Source organism: Nucisporomicrobium flavum (genome assembly GCF_016464385.1).
In the GTDB taxonomy this organism is placed as follows: domain Bacteria; phylum Actinomycetota; class Actinomycetes; order Mycobacteriales; family Micromonosporaceae; genus Actinoplanes; species Actinoplanes flavus_A.
This window is the reverse complement of the sequence record NZ_JADMLH010000016.1, coordinates 40,464-58,717: the sequence shown is the minus strand read 5'-3', so window position 1 is coordinate 58,717 and position 18,254 is coordinate 40,464. Positions and strand designations below refer to the sequence as shown.

Sequence of the window (18,254 nt, the reverse complement as noted above, 5' to 3'; positions counted from 1 at the left end):
AGAGTGCAGATGCTCCGTTCCCTGTCCCCGGAATGCGCTGTGACCCCGGACATGTCTGCTGATCTCTGGAATTCCGCCGCTGCTGTCCTGGACAGCAATTGGTCCCGCGACCACATGGTGCCGTCCCGCCGGCTCTACCCCCACCAGTGGAGCTGGGACGCCGCGTTCATCGCCATCGGGCTCGCCTACGTGAATCCGACGCGCGCCTGGCGGGACCTTCGCAGCCTCTTCGACGCGCAGTGGCCGGACGGCCGGGTGCCGCACATCGTCTTCGACCCGCGTACCCCCGAGGGCGCGTACTTCCCCGGGCCGGCGTTCTGGGACGTGCCCGCGTACGCCGGGCGGCCGGCCCGCGGCAGCACCGGGCTGACCCAGCCGCCGCTGCACGCCATCGCCGCGTGGGAGATCTACCGCCGGGCCGTGTCGCACGGCGCGGTGTGCGCTCGGGAGGCCGGGGAGCAGCTCGCGTGGCTGTATCCGCGGCTCGTCGCCCAGCAGGACTATCTGAGCGGGCGACGCGACGCGGGCGGGGACGGGCTGGCCAGCATCGTGCACCCGTGGGAGTCCGGGCTCGACAACAGCCCGTCGTGGGACGCGACGCTGGCCGCCGTACCGGCCGACCTGGGGCTGCTACGGCGCTTCCACCGCCGCGACCTTGAGGTGGCCGACGCCGCGCATCGCCCCACCGACCTCGACTACGCCCGCTACCTCGGCCTGGTCCTCGACTACCGCGACGGCGGGTACGCCGACACCGACCTCGCCCACCGGCACGCGTTCGTCGTGGAGTGTCCGGCCTTCAACTCGATCCTGGCCGCCGCGGAACTGGCCCTCGCGCACATCGCCGGGGTGGTCGGCGCCGACGCCGGCACGCACCGGCGGCGGGCGCGGGAGATCACCGAGGCGATCTCCCGGCGCCTGTACGACGAGACCACGGCGACTTTCCGCGCGCGCGACGTGCGTACCCGTGAATTGAGCCCTGCCCGGTGCATCAACGGCCTGCTGCCGCTGATGTTGCCGGACCTGCCGGCGGACCGGGCCGCCGCCGTCATGGCGGAGGCCGCGTCCCCGCGCTTCGGCCTGCCCCGGGACACCGGCCTGCCGGTGCCGAGCTACGACCGGACCGCGCCCGGCTTCGACCCGCTGCGCTACTGGCGCGGGCCGATCTGGATCAACATGAACTGGCTGCTGCGCCGCGGCATGCTGGTGCACGGCTACCGGGACGACGCCGAGGACCTGCGCCTGGCGATGCTGCGGCTGGTCCACGGCTCCGGGCACTACGAATACTTCCACCCGGTCACCGGCGAGGGCATCGGCGCGCCGGCCTTCAGCTGGACCGCAGCGCTCACGCTCGACCTGCTCGCGGACCGCTCGGTGCCCGCCTACGCCCACGCGGCCTAGAGGTTTTCCGCCTCCGCGTCGACGGTGGTGTCGGAGCCGTGGCCGGTGTGCACGACCGTCCCGCCGGGCAGGGTGAGCAGCCGTTCCCGGATCGACCGTTCGATCGTCGGGCGGTCACTGTGGGAGCGGCCGGTCGCCCCCGGACCGCCCTGGAACAGCGTGTCGCCGGTGAAGACGCAGCCCAGCTCCGGCGCGTACAGGCAGACGGCACCCGGGCTGTGGCCCGGCGTGTGCAGCACGCGCAGCGTCGTGCCGGCCACCGTGATCTCCTGGCCGTCGGCGAGCGGCGCGGGCATCGGCACGCCGGGATGCGTCAGCTTCCACAGCACGTCCTCCGCCGGGTGCAGCAGCAGCGGCGCAGCCGTGCGTTCCGCGAGCTCCGGGGCGACACGTACATGATCGTCATGCGCGTGGGTGAGGACGATCGCGACGACCTTCCGGCCGTCCACCACCTCGAGGATCGCGGGTACGGAGTGCGGCGCGTCGATCACCACACATTCGCTGTCGTCGCCGACCACCCACACGTTGTTGTCGACGTCGAACGTCTCCCCGTCGAGCGAGAAGGTGCCGCTGGTGACCGCGTGATCGACGCGTACGCCCATCAGAACAGCACCACCGAACGCAGCACGCCGCCGGTGTGCATCTTCCCGAACGCCTCCTCGACCTGGTCGAGCCGGATCTCCTCGGTCACGAACGCGTCGAGGTCGAGCCGGCCCTGCAGGTAGAGGTCGGTGAGCATCGGGAAGTCACGGCTCGGCAGGCAGTCGCCGTACCAGCTGCTCTTGAGCGCACCGCCGCGGCCGAAGACGTCCAGCAGCGGCAGCTCGATCGTCATCTCCGGCGTCGGCACGCCGACCAGCACCACCGTGCCGGCCAGGTCACGCGCGTAGAACGCCTGCTTGTACGTCTCCGGGCGGCCGACGGCCTCCACGACGACGTCCGCGCCGTTGCCGTCGGTGAGCGCCTGGACCGCGGCCACGACGTCCGTGCCACGCGCGTTGATCGTGTGGGTGGCACCGAACTTGCGGGCCCACTCGAGTTTCTGGTCGTCCGTGTCGATCGCGATGATCCGGGAGGCGCCGGCCAGCGCGGCGCCGACCACGGCACCGTCGCCGACCCCGCCGCAGCCGATCACGGCGACCGAGTCACCGCGGGTCACGCCGCCGGTGTTGATGGCCGCGCCGATGCCGGCCATGACCCCGCAGCCGAGCAGGCCGACCGCGGCGGGCCGGGCGGCCGGGTCCACCTTCGTGCATTGCCCGGCGTGCACCAGCGTCTTCTCGACGAACGCGCCGATGCCCAGCGCGGGCGACAGCTCGGTGCCGTCCTCCAGCGTCATCTTCTGGGCCGCGTTGTGGGTGTTGAAGCAGTACCACGGCTTGCCCTTGCGGCAGGCGCGGCACTGGCCGCACACGGCCCGCCAGTTCAGCACGACGAAGTCGCCCGGCGCGACGTCGGTGACCCCCTCGCCGACCGTCTCCACGATCCCCGCCGCCTCATGACCCAGCAGGAACGGGAAGTCGTCGTTGATGCCGCCCTCGCGGTAGTGCAGGTCGGTGTGGCACACCCCGCACGCCTGGATCCTGACGACCGCCTCGCCGGGGCCGGGATCCGGCACGACGACGGTGGTGACCTCGACGGGTGCACCCTTGGCCCGGGCGATGACTCCGTTGACTCGCTGGCTCATGATGACCACCTTGCCACCTGCGCCCGGCAGCGCGAAGTGTCGGTCCCAGGATCTACGGTGAGCGGGTGACGTTCGCCCGCCGGATCCTGCTGATCACCCTGGCCCTGCTGCTCGTACCCGCCCCGGCCAGGGCGGATCCGCCATCGCGCCTGGCCACCCAGGTCACCGACCGGGCCGGCGCGCTCGGCGGCGACCGCGCGCGGGTGGACGCGGCCCTGAGCTCGTTGCAGCAGAAGACGGGCATCCAGCTCTTCGTCGTGTACGTCGACTCGTTCGACGGCACCCCGGCCCAGCAGTGGACGGAGCAGACGGCGCGCCTGAGCGACCTCGGCGACCGTGACGCGCTGCTGGCCGTGGCCACCGGCGACCGGGCGTACTGGACGTCGCCGCCGCAGGACACGCGGCTCTCCGACGCCGAGCTGCGCAGGGTCGAGCAGAACGACATCGAGCCCGCTTTGAGCCGCAACGACTGGGCGGGTGCCGTGGTGGCCGCAGCGGCCGGCTACGAGAAGGCGGCGGGCGGCAGCTCAGCCTCGTACGTGTGGATTTTCGTCATCCTCGCGGTGGTCATCGCCGGCGGCCTCCTCTGGGTCCTCCTGCGCCGGCGGCGCACCCGCCCGGCGGCACCCGCTCAGCCGGAGGGGCCGCCGACGGCGGACCTGACCGCCCAGGCCAACGCGCTCCTCATCGAGCTCGACGACGACCTGCGCGCCAGCGAGAGCGAGCTGGGACTGGCCACGGCGCAGTACGGCGAGGCCGAGACGGCCCGCTTCCGCGCGGCGCTGGAGGCGTCCCGCCAGGACGTGGCGGAGGCGTTCCGGCTCCGGATGACCCTCGAGGAGGAGCCGGCACCCGACGAGGAGACCCGCCGCCGCACCCTCGCGGAGATCATCGCGCGCTGCCGGGCCGCCGACGAACGGCTCGACGCCGAGTCCGAGGCGTTCGACCGGCTCCGCGACTTGGAGGGCCGCGCGGCCGAGGTCGCGGCGCAGATCGACCAGCGCCGGCTCGCGGCCGAGGCCACCCTGCCGGAGGCCGCGGCGGTCCGGCAACAGCTCCTTGACCGGTACGAAGGCCAGACGGTGACCGGCATCTCGGGCAACGTGGACCAGGCGCGGGAACGGCTGCAGTTCGTCGCGGACGCACTCGGACGGGCGCGGGCTGCGCTGGCGTCCGCTGCGGCTTCGGGAGCCGGGACCGCCACGGACGACGGATCCGGTGGCGGCCCGGGTGTGGCCGTCGGACCCGGCGGGCCGGCCGCTGGAGGGCCGGCCGCTGGCGGGTCGGCCGCTGGCGGGTCGGCCGCTGGCGGGTCGGCCGCGGGGAGCGGGGTGCCGGCTGGGGGCGGGCCGGCCGCTGGGAGCGAGGTGCCGGGTGGTGCGCGGGCCGAGGCGGCCCTTGCCGTCCGGGCGGCGGAGCAGGCGGTCGGACAGGCCGAGCAGCTCGTCGCGGCGGTCCACCGGGCGGCGACCGACCTCGTCGCGGCCCGCAGCGCCGCCGACGCGCTGATCGCCGAGCTGGAGGTGGAGATCGCCGCGGGCCGGGCGGCGATCGCCTCGGGTGGCGGCGGGCTCACCGGCCGGGACACCGATGGTTCGGCCGGTCCCGGCGGGGCGGCGGGCGGCGGCGGCCCGGCCGGTCCTGGTGCGGCGGCTGGTCCTGCTGCGGCGGCTGGTCCTAGTGCGGCGGCTGGTCCTGGTGGGGCGGCTGGTCCTGGTGGGGCGGCTGGTCTTGGTGCGGCGGTGGCCGGGGCGGAGCAGGCCGTCGCCGAGGCCCGCACCCGGCTGACCGCCGCCAAGCCCGACCCGATCGCGACCGTGGCCGTCCTGCAGGCCGCCGACACGGCCCTCGACCGGGCGCTCGCCGAGGCCCGTGACGCCGCCGAACGCGCCGCGCGGGCGCGTAGCGTGCTGGCCCAGGCGCTCCCGGTCGCCCGGGCCGAGGTCGCCGCGGCGACCGACTTCATCAGCACCCGCCGGGGTGTCATCGACGCGGACGCACGGGCGGCGCTGAGCGCGGCACAGCGGCACCTCGCCCTCGCGGAGAGCCTCGCCCATTCGGACCCGGCCACGGCCGTCGCCGAAGCACAGCAGGCCCAGCAGCACGCGGCCGCGGCCAGCCAGGCGGCACACGCGGACGTCCAGAGCTGGGGCGGTTACGGCTCGGGCGGGTACGGCTCGGGTGGCTACGGATCGGGCGGCTACGGGCCCGCCGGTTTCGACCCGGGAGCGTTCGCGGGGGCGGTGCTCGGCGGGATCCTGGCCGGTGGCGGGCGGTCGCGCGGCGGGTGGTCCGGCGGCGGATTCGGCGGCAGGGGCGGCTGGTCCGGCAGCGGCTTCGGGGGCAGCGCGAGCCGGGGACGGCGCACGGGCGGCGGCGGCCGCTTCTGATCCGAGGGCTCTCGGAGGGACCTCGCGGGCCGGTCAGGCCGGCCCGCGCACAGGTCAGGGCTGGTCGCGCGGGTGGGTCGGCGCTGGTCGCGCGGATGGGTCAGGGCTGGTCGGCGGGGTTTTCCAGGAGCGCGTCGCAGAGCTTGGCGAGCTGGCGTACCTGGGCGGGAGTCAGCCGGTCGAAGACGAGCTGCTGGACCATGTCCGCATGCCCCGGTGCCGTCTCGACGATCTTGCTGTAGCCGGCGTCGGTCAGCACGGCGATCTGGACCCGGCCGTCCTCGGGGTCGCGTTCGCGGCGTACCCAGCCCTGGGATTCGAGGCGGGCCACCACGTGGGAGAGGCGGGACAGGGAAGCGCTGGCCTTCTTCGCGAGGCGGCTCATCGGCAGGCGCCGGTCCGGACGCTCGGAGAGGGTCGCGAGGACGAGGTATCCCATGTGGGTGACGCCCGCGTCCCGTTGCAGCTGGCCCTCGAGCCCGGCCGGCAGCTTGACGAGCACCTCGATGAAGCGGCGCCAGGTCTGCTGCTGTTCCTCCGTCAACCACCTCGGCTCGTCCATGGCCTGAGGTTAATGACCTGTCCGGGACCGCTCAGCGCCCGGGTGGCCGACCGCGCGGGCGACACCCCCGCTGACGAGGGTTCCTAACCCGACGACGGCGCCCTGTCGCGGTGAGTACGGAGGCGTCCGTCCGATTCGGAATGCGTCCGGGGCGACCACAGGGCCCACGACCTGCACGAACGCACGCCCCCTTCGGGTAACGGGAATCGAACGATCGGGCACGTCCGATCGACTTCCTTGAAGCCTCAAGAGTATGGTTCCGCTCGGACTTTCCACCCCGGGCGCGGCGTCGGGACCGGCTGGCTGGGGGGCCTCGGCCGGTCCCGGCGCTGTGCCGTCCGGACAACGACCAGCGCCGAGCCGTTCGGGCCGACGTACCAGGACGGCGCATCCGCCGGGCCGGGGAGCGCCCAAGCTCAGGACTGCGGCGGCTCGTCCTTGCCGGCCTCTTCGAGCTTGTCGGCCTCTTCCTTGGTCTTGTGCACCGCGCCCTCGGCATGCTCCGGCGGGCCGTAGACCGTGTACAGCACCAGCGGGTTCGGGCCCTCGTTGACGAAGTTGTGCTTGTGGCCGGCCGGCACGACGACCAGGTCGCCCTGGTTCACCTTGCGGGTCTGGCCGCTCACCTTGGCCTCGCCGGTGCCGCTCACGAACGTCAGGATCTGGTCCACCTCGTGGACCTCCTCGCCGATCTCGCCGCCCGGCGGGATCGTCATGATCACAAGCTGGGTGTGCTTGCCCGTCCACAGCACCCGGCGGAAGTCAGGACTCTTCTCGGCGATCGTCGCGATCGTGTAGTGCTCCATGCTGCCCCGTTACCCCGGCCGGGCGTCCGGCAATCACCCGGGACGCGGCAGCGCATATCGGTCAGGACGGGCGGAGGCGCTGCGCCGGCGGGCCGAGCGCCGCGACCGGCTCGGGCCGCCCGATCAGGTAGCCCTGCACGTAGTCGACCCCGAACTCACGCAACATCCGCAGCGTCGGCTCGTCCTGGACGAACTCGGCCACCGTGTGGATCCCGTACGCCTGGCACACCTGCACCAGCGCCCGCACCAGCACCTGGTCCTCCGGGCTGTGCACCAGATTGCGCACGTACTCCCCATCGATCTTGACCAGGTCGATGGGGAACAGCCGGAGGTAGCGGAACGACGCGTACCCGGAGCCGAAGTCGTCCAGCGCCAGCTGGCAGCCCAGATCACGGATGCGGTCGGCGAAGTGGCGGGCCTCGCTGAGGTTGCCGATCAGCGCCGTCTCGGTGATCTCGAACGTGAGCTGCTCGGGGTTCACGCCGTACCGGTCGATCAGGGCCTCCACCTCGCCGGTCAGGCGCGGGTCGCCGACCGTACGCCCGGAGAGGTTGATCTGGAAGAAGTGACCCGGCAGCGAGGCCGCGACCTCCATCGCCCGCTCGACCACCCACAGGTCGATGTCGTAGATCGCGTCGAGCCGCTCGGCGGTGTCCAGGACCTGGATCGGCGACTGCGGGCCGCCGGTCTCGTCGAGCACCCGCAGCAGCACCTCGTGGCGCAGCACCAGGTTGGTCTGCAGTTCCAGGATGGGCTGCGCGAACAGCGTGAACCGGTCGGTGCCGAGCGCGTCGGCCACCCGGTTGCGGTAGGTGCCCTGCCGGGCCCGCGCCGGCACCGGGTCGGAGACCAGGGTCACCGGACGGTCCGCCTCGCGGGCCTGGCGCCAGGCCTGCTCGGCGTCGATCAGCAGGTCGTGGCTGCCGGCCTCGCCGTCCGGCCGGAACCGGACGAGCCCGGCCCAGGCGCGGGCGTGCACCCAGGCGTCGGGCAGCACGAACGGCTGCGTTCGCAGCGCTTCGACGAACAGGTCGGCCTGCCGCCGGGCCATCACCCAGGAGGCGCCGGGCAGGAGCACGGCGATCTCGTGCGGGCCGGCGCGGCCCAGGAGGTCGTCCGGTCTGACGATCCCTTCGAGTACGCGCGCAGCACGGTGCAACAAATCAGTGTTCCGGTCGAAGCGCTCGCCGTCCTCCCGGTCCGGTTCCACGCGGACCACCAGGAGCGCTCCCCCGCCACGGCGCTGGGCGCGGTCGATCTCATCGGCGAAACGGGCGCGGGTGAGCAGGCCGGTCGCCGGGTCGGGCTCGATCACCGAGGCCTGCACGGTCTCGCCGCGGCGGGTGAGCCGGGCGACCTCACGGCGGGCGCGCTCGCGGGCCGACACGTCGCGCAGGGCGCCGCGGATGCCGCTGACCGCGCCGTCGTCGCCGGCGATCGGCTCGAGGCGGCAGTCGACGTCGAACCAGCCGCCGTCGGCACGCATCAGCCGTACGGTCGTGCGCACCGCCTCGCGGGCCGTCCAGGCGCGGGTGATCGAGCCGAGCGCCTTGGCGTGGTCGTCGCGGTGCACGTGGCGGGCGAGGATCTGCCGGCTCACCTGGGTGTCCCGGGGCGGGCGGCCGAGCAGCGAGGCGAGCCCGTCGGACCAGACGATCCGGTCGCCGTCGGCGAGGTACGTGAACCAGGCCTCGTCCTCGACGGGGCTGCGCGACTCGGGCAGCCGCGGCTGCTGGGGCCCGGCGTTGGGGGCCAGCCGGGGACGCCGGGAGAGCCGGTCGCGGAGGGCGCGCGGGCGGGGAAAACGCTCATCGGGTGCCGTCATGCGCCGCCCCACCTCCCCTCTCCGAGTGAACCGATACCCCTGACCTACTACAACCCGTCACCGCCGCCGGTAACAGGGGGCAGCCGCGACAATGTTTTCGCACGTCGCCGGGCAGATCGGCGAACAGGCAGTTCTAGCCCGATCAGAGAGCGAATCCAGCCGATCGGTTGACGCCCGGGCCGCGCCGCTACGTGGCCGGAGAGCGCGACCTTCCATGACGGACAGTTACGGGGAGTGCCGACTGTGGAACCATGTGCGACTCCTACCCCGCGGTCCCGGTCAATATGCACGCTGAGCGCTCGCGGCGGTGCTGCCCGTAATGAGATCACGAGGCGGTGGATATGGTGGCCGTTCGGACACGTGAGCGAGGACGACGACGCATGGGCATCATTCGGGACATGCAGCGCACGCACGCGACGCAGGCGGCTGCCGAGCAACGGGCGCGTACGGCTGCCGCCCAGCAGCGGCAGCTGATCCGGCGCAACGCCGACCTGGCGATCGCGGCGGCGCAACAGGCGGCCGGCGACGCGGAACGGCAGCGCGAGCACCGCCGGCTGTACGCGGAGGCGCGCACGGCCGACGCCGCGGCAGCCAACGCAGACGTGCGCGCCCGGCTGGCTGACCTGGACTCGTTGCTGCTGTCCACGCTGGACGTCGACGACCACATCGACCTGGACCGCTTCAAGAAACCGATCGAGGTGCCGCCGTTCGACCCGGGGCCGCTGGGCCGCCCGGCGCCGGAGCCGTCGTGGCAGAGCTACGCCCCGCAGGAGCCCCGCGGCGTCGGCAAGATCCTCGGCGGGGAGCGGCTGCACCAGCAGCAGATGGCCCAGGCGGAACGGGCGTTCGCGCAGGCCAAGGCGCAGTGGGCGGAGCGTGAGGCGGCGCGTACGCGACAGCTGGCCGCCCGTCGCCGGCAGTACGAGGAGAACCGCAAGCGCTACGAAGCGAAGCTGCTCGCGTACAACGCGGAAGTGGACCGGTTCGCGGCGGCCGTGGCGAACGCCGATCCCGCCGCGGTGGTCGAGTACTTCGCCATGGTGCTCGGCAATTCGGTGTACCCGGACGACTTCCCTCAGCACTTCCGGCTCGCGTACCTGCCGAAGAAGCGGCACCTGCTCGTCGAGTACCACCTTCCGCCGGTCGAGGTCATCCCGGTCGTGAAGGAGTACCGCTACGACCGGGTCCGCGACGACCTGATGGCCGTACCGCGCGACGAGGCCGAGATCCGCCGCCGCTACACCGAGATCATCTCGATGGTGGCGCTCCGGACGGTGCACGAGATCATCGAGGCGGACCGCGGCGGCCTGGTGGCGGAGGTGCTGTTCAACGGGATCGTGGACACCATCGACCGCCGTACCGGTCGTTTCGTCCGGCCGTGCCTGGTGTCGCTGCGCACGGACCGGGACACGTTCGCCGCGATCAAGCTGCGCCGGGTCGACCCGGTGGCCTGCCTCAAGCACCTGCACGCCGGCCTGTCGCCGAGCCCGGCGGAGCTGGAGGGCGTGACCCCGGCGGTCGACCTGGACCGGGACGCCATCGACTCGACCCAGGAGTTCAACGTCCTGCGCGACATCGACGAGCGTCCGAACCTCGCGACGATGGACCCGGCGGAGTGGGAGCAGACCATCGCCGACCTGTTCGGCACCATCGGCCTCGCGATGGGCGCCGCGACGGACGGCCGCTGGCAGGCCACCGACCCGCGCCCGTTGTTCGGCGGCCCGGTGGTGGTGCACGCCGTCCGCGGCCGCCCGGTCGACGCGGCGACGACCCGCGCGCTCGCCGACGCGGTGGCAGCGGCGGGCGCGACCAAGGGCGTCCTCATCGCCCTGGACGGTTACGAGGCGGACGCGCACGAGGCGGGCGCCGGACGTCCGCTGGAGCTGCTCGACGGGCCGGCGCTGCTCAACCTCCTGGCCGAGCACCTCGGGGTCAAGGCCCGGATCGAGCCGGAGGGCGCCTGACCGGCGTCAGAGGGCGTGCCCGGTCGTCGCGTCGACGTGACCGGGCACCTCCTCGTGCCGGTCCCCCACGGTCAGCGTGCCGGTCGGCTCGAACATCAGGATCGCCGCGCCGTCGACGGAGGACGGCTTGTGCTCGGTGCCGCGCGGCACGGTGAACACGTCGCCCTTCGCCAGCACCACCTCCCGGTCACGCAGGGCGATGCGCAGCTCACCCTCGAGCACCAGGAAGAACTCGTCGGTGTGGTCGTGGGTGTGCCAGACGTGCTCGCCGTGCACCTTCGCGACGCGCACGTCGTAGTCGTTGACGCTGGTCACGATGCGCGGGCTCCACAGCTCGTCGAAACTCGCGAGGGCGGTGGCCAGGGAGATCGGTTCGGTCATGCCTTGATCCTCGACCTTTCCCCGCGTACGCCGGAACTGCTATGAATCGCACGTGGCGAAAGAATCCTTGCACCGAGTCGTCGTGGTGGTGGACGAGAACTCGAACCCGTTCGAGCTCGGCTGCGCCACGGAGGTCTTCGGACTCCGCCGCCCCGAACTCGGCCGCGACCTGTACGACTTCCGGCTGTGCGCGGCAGCCCCGGCCACCCGCATGCGCGACGGCTTCTTCACCCTGACCGGCGTCGCCCCGCTCGAGGCCGTCGACGAGGCCGACACGGTGATCGTGCCCAACCGGCCCGACACCGAGACCCCCCGGCCTCCGGCAGTGCTGGCCGCGATCCGGCGCGCCCACGACCGCGGCGCCCGGCTCCTCGGCTTCTGCAGCGGCGCGTTCACCCTCGCCGAGGCCGGCGTGCTCGACGGCCGCCGCGCCACCGCGCACTGGCAGTGGGCCGACGCCTTCCGAGCCAGGTTCCCCCAGGTGAAGCTGGAGAGCGACGTCCTGTACGTCGACGACGGCGACATCCTGACGGCGGCCGGCAGCGCGGCGGCCCTCGACCTCGGCCTGCACGTCGTCCGCCGCGACCACGGCGCCGAGGTGGCCAACGCGGTCAGCCGGCGCCTCGTCTTCGCCGGGCACCGCGACGGCGGCCAGCGCCAGTTCGTCGAACGGCCCGTCCCCCCGATCCCCGACGACTCGCTGGCGCCGCTGCTCGCCTGGGCCCAGGAACGCCTGGACCGGCCCCTGACGGTCGCGGACCTGGCCGCCCGCGCCGCCGTCAGCCAGGCCACCCTGCACCGCCGCTTCCGCGCGGAACTGGGCACCACCCCGCTGGCCTGGCTGACCGGCGAACGCGTGGCCCTCGCCTGCCGCCTGATCGAGCGCGGCGAGACCCGCCCCGACGTGGTGGCCCGCCGCGCCGGCCTCGGCACGGGCACGAACCTGCGCACGCTCATGCGCCGCGAGACGGGCCTGACCCCGACGGAGTACCGCCGCCGTTTCGGCCCCCGGTGATCAGGCCGCGGAAGTGGTCCAGGAGGAACGTGCCCTTGAACTGCGTGGTCGCCTCGGCGTCGAGGAAGCCGAACTCGGGGGCGTACCCGGCGCCGCCCGAGGGGCCCAGCGTGAGAATCATGCCGTCCGCAAACGGCTCGTACGCGGTCAGCGGCCCACCCTCGATGAGCGCGCGGACGTTCGCGGCGGCCACCTCGGCCTGGCGTCCCGCGGCACGGCCGGTCTTGAGTTCCGGGGTGTCGTTCACGTCGCCGACGGCGAGGACCCGGTCGTGCCCACGCACACGCAGGTGCTCATCGACCGCGAGCCGGCCGTCGGGTTGCCGGGCCGCCGACAGCTCCGGGCCGAGGTGGGCGCTCGGGACCGTACCGCCGTAGCAGGCGAACCACAGGTCGGCGCCGAGCGTCTCGCCGTCGGCCGTGGTGACCGTGAACGGGTGCACCGTGCCGGCCGGGGTGGACGGCGGGCTCTCGAGCCGGGTGCCGAGCAGCAGCCGTACGCCCAGCTTGTCGAGTTGCCGGGCCAGCTCGGTGCCGAGCTGATCGGGGAAGCGGCCGCCGAGAAGCTCGGTCGCCGGGTCCACGAGCGTCACCGGCTTCCCCGGCCAGGCGGCCGCGATCTCGCCGGCGAACTCGAGGCCGATCGCGCCGGCGCCGAGCAACAGCACCCCGGTGGACCGGTCGAGCGAGGCGCGCAGCTCCCGCAGCCGCTGCACCGCCGCGCCCCGGCCGGTGCCGTCGAGGCGGGTGGGGAACGGGCCGGCCGAGCCGGTGGCCAGCACCACGTAGTCGGCGTCCAGCCGTACGCCCGAAGCGAGCTCGACCGAGCCGGGCCGTACCCGCGTCGCGGCGTCGCGGACCACCCGGCCCCGGGACAGCAGGCCGTCGTACGGAATGAAGATCTTTTCGGCCCAGGCCGGGTCGACGGCCGCCCGCAGCTGGGCGACGTAGTGCACGAACGTCTCCTTCGGTTCCACGAGCGTCACGTCCGCGACGTCGTCGAGCGTCCTGGCCACCACGATGCCGGCGTAGCCGCCGCCCACGACCACCACTCTTGAAGCCATTGCAGAGTCACCTTTCGTCGGGTCGTCCCGACTCTGCGGCGGCGGCCGGCCGGCGGGGAGACCGCGCTCAGGGTGGTAGCCGCGGGGCCACCTTCGCGGGCCGGTGCGTTGTTACATTCGGCCGGTGGGCGACAACGAGCTGGGCACGTTCCTGCGCACCCGCCGGGCCGAGGTGACGCCGGCGGAGGTCGGGCTGCCACCGGGGACGCGGCGGCGCACGCCGGGCCTGCGCCGCGCCGAGGTGGCGATGCTCGCCGGGGTGAGCGTGGAATACCTGATCCGGCTCGAGCAGGGCCGCGACCGGCACCCGTCGCCGCAGATCCTGGCCGCGCTCGCCGGCCCGTTGCGGCTGACCGCGGCCGAGCGGGCGCACCTCTGGCGGCTGACCCGGACGTCCGATCTGAGGTGCGGCCAGTTCGCCAAGGACCCCGAACGGACGGTACGCCCGGGCCTGCGGGCGGTGCTGGAGCAGCTGGAGCCGGCCGCGGCGATGCTGGTCAACCAGGTCGGCGACGTGCTGGCGTACACGTCGGGCCTGCGCCGCCTGGCCGGGCCGATCGGGATGCTGGACGGCGATCCGCCGAACCTGAACCGGTACGTCTTCGCCGACCCGCGCGCCCGGGAAGCCTTCCCGGACTGGGCGCAGGTGGCCGACGAGCAGGTGGCGGCGCTGAAGGACGGCCCGCCGCGGCCGGACATTGCCGGCGAGCTGACCGCACTGGCCGGCGAAGAGTTCACCCGGCGGGCCGAGCGCGTGCCCGGCCTGCTCCGGCCGCACGGGTTGCTGCGCCTGCGGCATCCGGAGGCGGGTCCGCTGCGGCTGTCCTACGAGGTCATGGTGCTGCCCGGCGAGCAGTGGCTGCGCCTCGTCGTCCAGCTCCCGGCCGACGAGGCCAGCGCCGACGCGCTGCGCCGGATTTCACCCTTGCGGCTGGTCGCCGGCTGAGACGGCTGGGACGGCTGGGACTGCCGAGGCGATTCCCAGGTCGTCGATGCGCTGCCACAGTGGACGCAGCGCCGCTTCCGGCTCTCGGGCGAAAATGCTGCCCCGGATGCGGACGAACACGCAGTTGCCCACCCGTTCCAGCACGGCCTGCCGGCGCATGTCGCTCTCCCACTGCTCCGGCCCGTGGTACGCGTCCCCGTCGCATTCGATGGCCAGCCGGCGGCCGTCCGGCGCGTTGAGCACGAAGTCGATGCGGTAGCCGCCGATGCGGAACTGCGGGATGGGACGGTAGCCGCGGGCGTGCAGGCGGCGCAGCACCTCCCGTTCGAAGTCGCTCTCGCACAGCAGCTCGGCGTCCGGCTGAGGGCCGGGGGCGGTGAGGTTCAACGCGTACGTCAGCAGCAGCGCGCGGGCGTCGTCGGGGCGCAGGGACGACGGCTGCACCGAGTGGAAGATCCAGAGCTGGTCGCGGGCGCGGGACGCGGCGACGTTGACGCGGCGGTGGTACTCGCGTTTGGTGAACGCCGCGACGCGTTCGTCGTTGTCGGAGACCACCGTGGACACCAGCACGACGTCGCGTTCGTCGCCCTGGAACGTGTACGCGTCCCCGACCCGCAACCGCCGCGCCTGGATCTCGTCCTCGCCGATGGTCTCGCGCAGCCGGGCCAGCAGGTACGTCGCCTGCCCGCTGGTGCTGAGCAGGCTGATCACGCCCAGGGACCGCCCGCGGTACGCCGGATCCGCCACGATCGCCGCGACCCGGTCCACCAGCGCGTCCGCCTCGGCCACGTTGACGTCCCCGTACGCGGCGAGGTGCTGGCGTACGCCCTCGGGCACGAAGACCGCGCGCACCGGCGCGAAAGCCGGACGGTCCGCGCGCAACGGCTGGATCTTGCCGTCGTAGTAGTGACGGGACGAGAACTCGATGATCTGCGGAACGCAGCGGAAGTGCTCGGTGAGCAGGATGCGCTCCGGTGAGCGCCGCACGGCGTGGTCGTACAGGGACGACTCGGGGTCGAAGTGTTCCGCGGACGGCACGTCGCCGAGGTGGTTGTGGATGAGTCCGGTGACCGGCCCGACGAAGCCGAGCTGCGGACCGATCTGCTGGTCGTCACCGACGACGACGGCCCGCTCGGCCAGCGACAGCACCGGCAGCGCGAACAGGTCGGCCTGGGACGCCTCGTCGACGATCACCACGTCGAAGTGGGCGCCGCCGGCGAACTGCTCGATCGCGCGGTCCACCGACATGACCCAGACCGGCACGGCCTCGACCGCGGCGGCCATGGCCCGCTGGGCGTGCGCCTGCCAGGCGGCGGCGCTGCGTCCCGTGCCCTTGCCGATCTTGCGCAGGGCGGTGGTCCAGTCGGCGAGCGCGGCCCGGCGCCGGTCGTCGAGCGCCTTCGCGACCTCCAGCCACGCCGACGCGACGACGAGGTCGCCGGTGAGCCGCCGGATGCGCTCCCGGCCCTGCTCGGCGCGGCGGCTCAGCACGGCCGGGTCGACGCTGCCGACGACCAGGTCGAACCAGGTCTGCGCCTGGCGCCACCGCCACGCCTGCAGGCACGCCGTGCCGGAGACCGCCGGGACGGTTCCCGCCTCGATCTGCGCCGCCCATTCCGGGGCCACGGCCGCCAGCCGGTCGCGCAGCTGCCCGTACCGGGTGACGTCGGGACGCAGCGCGAGGAGCCGCTGCGTCTCGGCCAGGGCTTCGTCCCAGCCGTCGAGGGTGCGCCACGCCGCGGCGAGCCGCGGCCATCGGGCCAGGTGGTCGGCCACGGCCCGGTCGGCCGCGTCCAGCCGGTCGAGCTCCAGCACGACCGGGCTGTCGTCGAGCAGCGCCGAGACTTCCGCCAGCCGGGCCGCGTCGAGGTCCAGCTCTTCCTGGGGTACGAGCTGAGCCAGCCGTACGGACAGCTCGGGCCACCGCTGCGAGTCCCAGGCGAGCGACTGTGCCGCCTCGGCGAGCAGGCTCCCCGCCCACACCTCCGGATCGCCCTCGCGCGGCGGGATGCCCAGGCGCTGGATCCATTCCGCCCAGTGCTCGCCCAGCCGGCGTTGCTCCTGGTGGCGGCGTACCCAGGCGATCGCGAGGTCGGTGTCGTCGGCCGAACGCAGCGGCTCGCCGTCGACCCGGACGTCCTCGGCGAGCTTCCACAGAGCCGCCTGCAGCAGCCGGTTGACGCCCCTGCCGGCGGCGAACCGTTCGCGCAGCTCGGCGAGGGAGGCCAGCAGCCGCTTGGGCGCGGAGGTCAGCGCCGGCGGTGCGGCGACGCGGTGCCCGGCGAGCCGGCGGGTCAGGTCGGCCAGCGAACGCTGCAGCTCCTCGGTGGCCAGCACGTGGTCGCCCCATACCGTGGCCCAGTGCGGGTCGGCGACGAGACGTCCGAGCCGGTCGGTCCACGTACCCTCACGGCGGCGCAGCCAGGCCACCGCGTCGCGCAGGCCTTCCAGCAGCTCCGCGAGGGTTCCGGCGCCCTGGGCGCGTACCGCATCGGGGTCGACCCCGGCCGCCTCCAGGCGCGACACCCGCTCGGCGGCCGCGTGCCGATCGGACCGGTCCTGCTTGGCCTGCGCCGCGCCCGGCAGGGCGGCGAGGTCCGGGAGCTGCCGCAGCGCCGCGGCGCGGTCGGCTGGGGCGAGCCGGGCGGCGAGGTCCAGCAGGTCGGCGAACTCGTCGCCGCTCAGCGGCGGCTCGTCGGAGGGCGCGACCGGGTCCGGGATGCCGCCGTGGGCCGCGGCGCGCTCCCGCAGCCAGGCGCCGACGTCGGCCGGCGAGAGGTCCACGCCGTCGATGCGGAACGTCGCGTCCTCGTTCTCCGCCACCGCGCGCAGGCCGCCGAGCGCCTGCGCCAGCTCCCGCTCGGCCTCCTCGAGCTTGCGGGTGAGCCGCTGCACCCGCAGCGCCTCGGCGGGGCGGTCCAGAGTGGCCGCCCGGTCGGACAGCTCGCGGGCCGCCAGCTGCAACTGCACGAGCTGGTCCGTCGTACGCCCCAGCACCGCCAGGCAGAGCGCCTGCACCTCCTCCGGCAGGCCGTCGCGGAGCACGCGCAGCGGGTCCTCCTTCTGCGCGACGACCAGCACCCGCTTGCCGTTCGCCATCAGGTGGCAGATGAGGTTGCGGATCGTGTGGGTCTTGCCGGTGCCCGGGGGCCCCTGCACGGCCACGTTGCGGTGCTCGGCGAGCCGCCGCGCGATGGACTCCTGGGCCTCGTTGGTGGGCAACGGCATGAGCAGCCGCTCCCCCACCCGCTGCCAGTCCTCCGGCCGGTCGCCGGGCATCCGCAGCCGGCTGGGCTCGTGCGCGACGATCGCGGCGAGGGCGCCGACCGCCTCGGTGTCACCGGCGAGCAGCCGGTCGCGCAGCCTCTCGAGGAACCCGCGGAGCAGGCGCTGCTTGGGGCGGGCGAACAGCACACCGGTGTCCACGATGTGCGGACCGGAGGCCGCCTCGCCCGGCGCCGTCACGACTCGGTCGTACCCGAGCCGGCCCAGCGCGCGTTCGAAGAGCTCACGACGGTCGAGATCGCTCCACAGGTCCACCTCGAGCGTGCCGGCCGGTCCAGCCAGCGCGAGCAGCTGGCCGAGGTAGCGTTCGTCCAGGCCGGCCAGCGCGTCGGTCTGCAGCCGGGACGGGCCCTGCGGCGACACCGTGATCAGCGAGCGGTCCGGCTCGTACTCGACGAGGACCGGCGTCGCGACGAGCGGGTAGCGCACCCGCTGGCCGTCGACGACGGTCTCCAGGATGCCGTGCCCCCACACCAGCTCGGTGGTGGCCGCCGCCATGTCGACCTGGTGCATCAGGTCGAACAGCTGCCGGTGCAGCACCCGGGTCTGCTCGGCGGACCGGCTCAGCAGCGACCACGGCCGCCACACCTCGTCGCGCCACGCCGCGAAGCCGTCGTCGGCGGGCTCGTCGACCAGCACCGGCTCGGCCGCCGGGCTCACCTCGCTCAACCGGCGCCGCAGGTCCGCGGGGACCGGCGGCGACCCGGGCAGCTCCGGCAGGCCCACGCGCAGCCAGCTCGTGCCGTCGACGCCCGGCCCGGCCTCGCACGCGGGATGCGCGGGCAGGGCGTCGAGCCAGTGCGCCTCGGCCGGCACGACGCGCGCGGGGCGTTCCATCTGTGCGCGTACGGCCAGCAGGTAGTCGGCGACCGAGACGGCCCGGTCCCGGATGACGGTCGGCGACTCGGGCTGCGGCTCGGGCATTCTTCGCA

The 18,254-nt window shown here is 73.8% G+C and carries 13 protein-coding genes; 5 read left to right on the top strand and 8 right to left on the bottom strand.

The window, feature by feature from the left end:
• The first annotated feature begins 51 nt into the window (after positions 1 to 51).
• Positions 52 to 1,398, top strand: coding sequence for an MGH1-like glycoside hydrolase domain-containing protein (locus IT780_RS30655; RefSeq protein WP_199515299.1), 1,347 nt, complete (start codon positions 52 to 54; stop codon positions 1,396 to 1,398).
• On the opposite strand, the gene IT780_RS30650 is transcribed toward IT780_RS30655, so the two are convergent.
• Both IT780_RS30650 and IT780_RS30645 read right to left on the bottom strand, forming a co-directional pair.
• Positions 1,395 to 2,000: an MBL fold metallo-hydrolase gene (locus IT780_RS30650; protein WP_199515298.1), complete on the bottom strand. Its 606-nt coding sequence runs from the start codon at positions 1,998 to 2,000 to the stop codon at positions 1,395 to 1,397. The genes IT780_RS30655 and IT780_RS30650 overlap by 4 nt on opposite strands.
• Positions 2,000 to 3,085: an S-(hydroxymethyl)mycothiol dehydrogenase gene (locus IT780_RS30645; protein WP_199515297.1), complete on the bottom strand. Its 1,086-nt coding sequence runs from the start codon at positions 3,083 to 3,085 to the stop codon at positions 2,000 to 2,002. Before IT780_RS30645 ends, IT780_RS30650 begins: the two co-directional genes overlap by 1 nt.
• 65 nt (positions 3,086 to 3,150) lie before the next feature.
• On the opposite strand from IT780_RS30645, the gene IT780_RS42860 reads away from it, so the two are divergent.
• Positions 3,151 to 5,475 carry a TPM domain-containing protein gene (locus IT780_RS42860; protein WP_199515296.1) on the top strand — a complete coding sequence of 775 codons (2,325 nt, stop codon included), beginning with the start codon at positions 3,151 to 3,153 and terminating at the stop codon, positions 5,473 to 5,475.
• Positions 5,476 to 5,575: 100 nt separating this feature from the next.
• Here IT780_RS42860 and IT780_RS30635 read toward each other — a convergent pair whose 3' ends face one another.
• The 3 genes from IT780_RS30635 to IT780_RS30625 form a co-directional block, all read right to left on the bottom strand.
• Positions 5,576 to 6,037 carry a MarR family winged helix-turn-helix transcriptional regulator gene (locus IT780_RS30635; protein WP_199515295.1) on the bottom strand — a complete coding sequence of 154 codons (462 nt, stop codon included), beginning with the start codon at positions 6,035 to 6,037 and terminating at the stop codon, positions 5,576 to 5,578.
• Positions 6,038 to 6,453: 416 nt separating this feature from the next.
• A complete protein-coding gene (locus IT780_RS30630; RefSeq protein WP_199515294.1) occupies positions 6,454 to 6,843 on the bottom strand; it encodes a cupin domain-containing protein in 390 nt (129 codons plus the stop codon).
• A gap of 61 nt (positions 6,844 to 6,904) precedes the next feature.
• Entirely contained in the window at positions 6,905 to 8,668 is a 1,764-nt protein-coding gene (locus IT780_RS30625) for an EAL domain-containing protein (RefSeq protein ID WP_199515293.1), read from the bottom strand.
• 398 nt (positions 8,669 to 9,066) lie between these two features.
• Between IT780_RS30625 and IT780_RS30620 the strand changes: the two genes are divergently transcribed.
• Positions 9,067 to 10,632 carry a restriction endonuclease gene (locus tag IT780_RS30620; protein WP_233413774.1) on the top strand — a complete coding sequence of 522 codons (1,566 nt, stop codon included), beginning with the start codon at positions 9,067 to 9,069 and terminating at the stop codon, positions 10,630 to 10,632.
• Positions 10,633 to 10,638: 6 nt separating this feature from the next.
• Here IT780_RS30620 and IT780_RS30615 read toward each other — a convergent pair whose 3' ends face one another.
• Positions 10,639 to 11,013 (bottom strand): cupin domain-containing protein, encoded by a 375-nt coding sequence (locus tag IT780_RS30615; RefSeq protein WP_199515291.1) that lies wholly within the window; start codon positions 11,011 to 11,013, stop codon positions 10,639 to 10,641.
• Between the two features lie 52 nt (positions 11,014 to 11,065).
• On the opposite strand from IT780_RS30615, the gene IT780_RS30610 reads away from it, so the two are divergent.
• Complete coding sequence (locus tag IT780_RS30610) at positions 11,066 to 12,028, top strand: GlxA family transcriptional regulator (RefSeq protein ID WP_307831469.1); 963 nt, start codon at positions 11,066 to 11,068, stop codon at positions 12,026 to 12,028.
• Here IT780_RS30610 and IT780_RS30605 read toward each other — a convergent pair.
• Complete coding sequence (locus IT780_RS30605; RefSeq protein WP_199515290.1) at positions 11,967 to 13,091, bottom strand: NAD(P)/FAD-dependent oxidoreductase; 1,125 nt, start codon at positions 13,089 to 13,091, stop codon at positions 11,967 to 11,969. The genes IT780_RS30610 and IT780_RS30605 overlap by 62 nt on opposite strands.
• Before the next feature lie 124 nt (positions 13,092 to 13,215).
• Between IT780_RS30605 and IT780_RS30600 the strand changes: the two genes are divergently transcribed.
• Entirely contained in the window at positions 13,216 to 14,037 is an 822-nt protein-coding gene (locus IT780_RS30600) for a helix-turn-helix transcriptional regulator (protein ID WP_199515289.1), read from the top strand.
• On the opposite strand, the gene IT780_RS30595 is transcribed toward IT780_RS30600, so the two are convergent.
• Positions 14,011 to 18,246 carry a PDDEXK-like endonuclease domain-containing protein gene (locus tag IT780_RS30595; RefSeq protein WP_199515288.1) on the bottom strand — a complete coding sequence of 1,412 codons (4,236 nt, stop codon included), beginning with the start codon at positions 18,244 to 18,246 and terminating at the stop codon, positions 14,011 to 14,013. The two genes, IT780_RS30600 and IT780_RS30595, sit on opposite strands and share 27 nt — an antisense overlap.
• Positions 18,247 to 18,254: the final 8 nt, after the last annotated feature.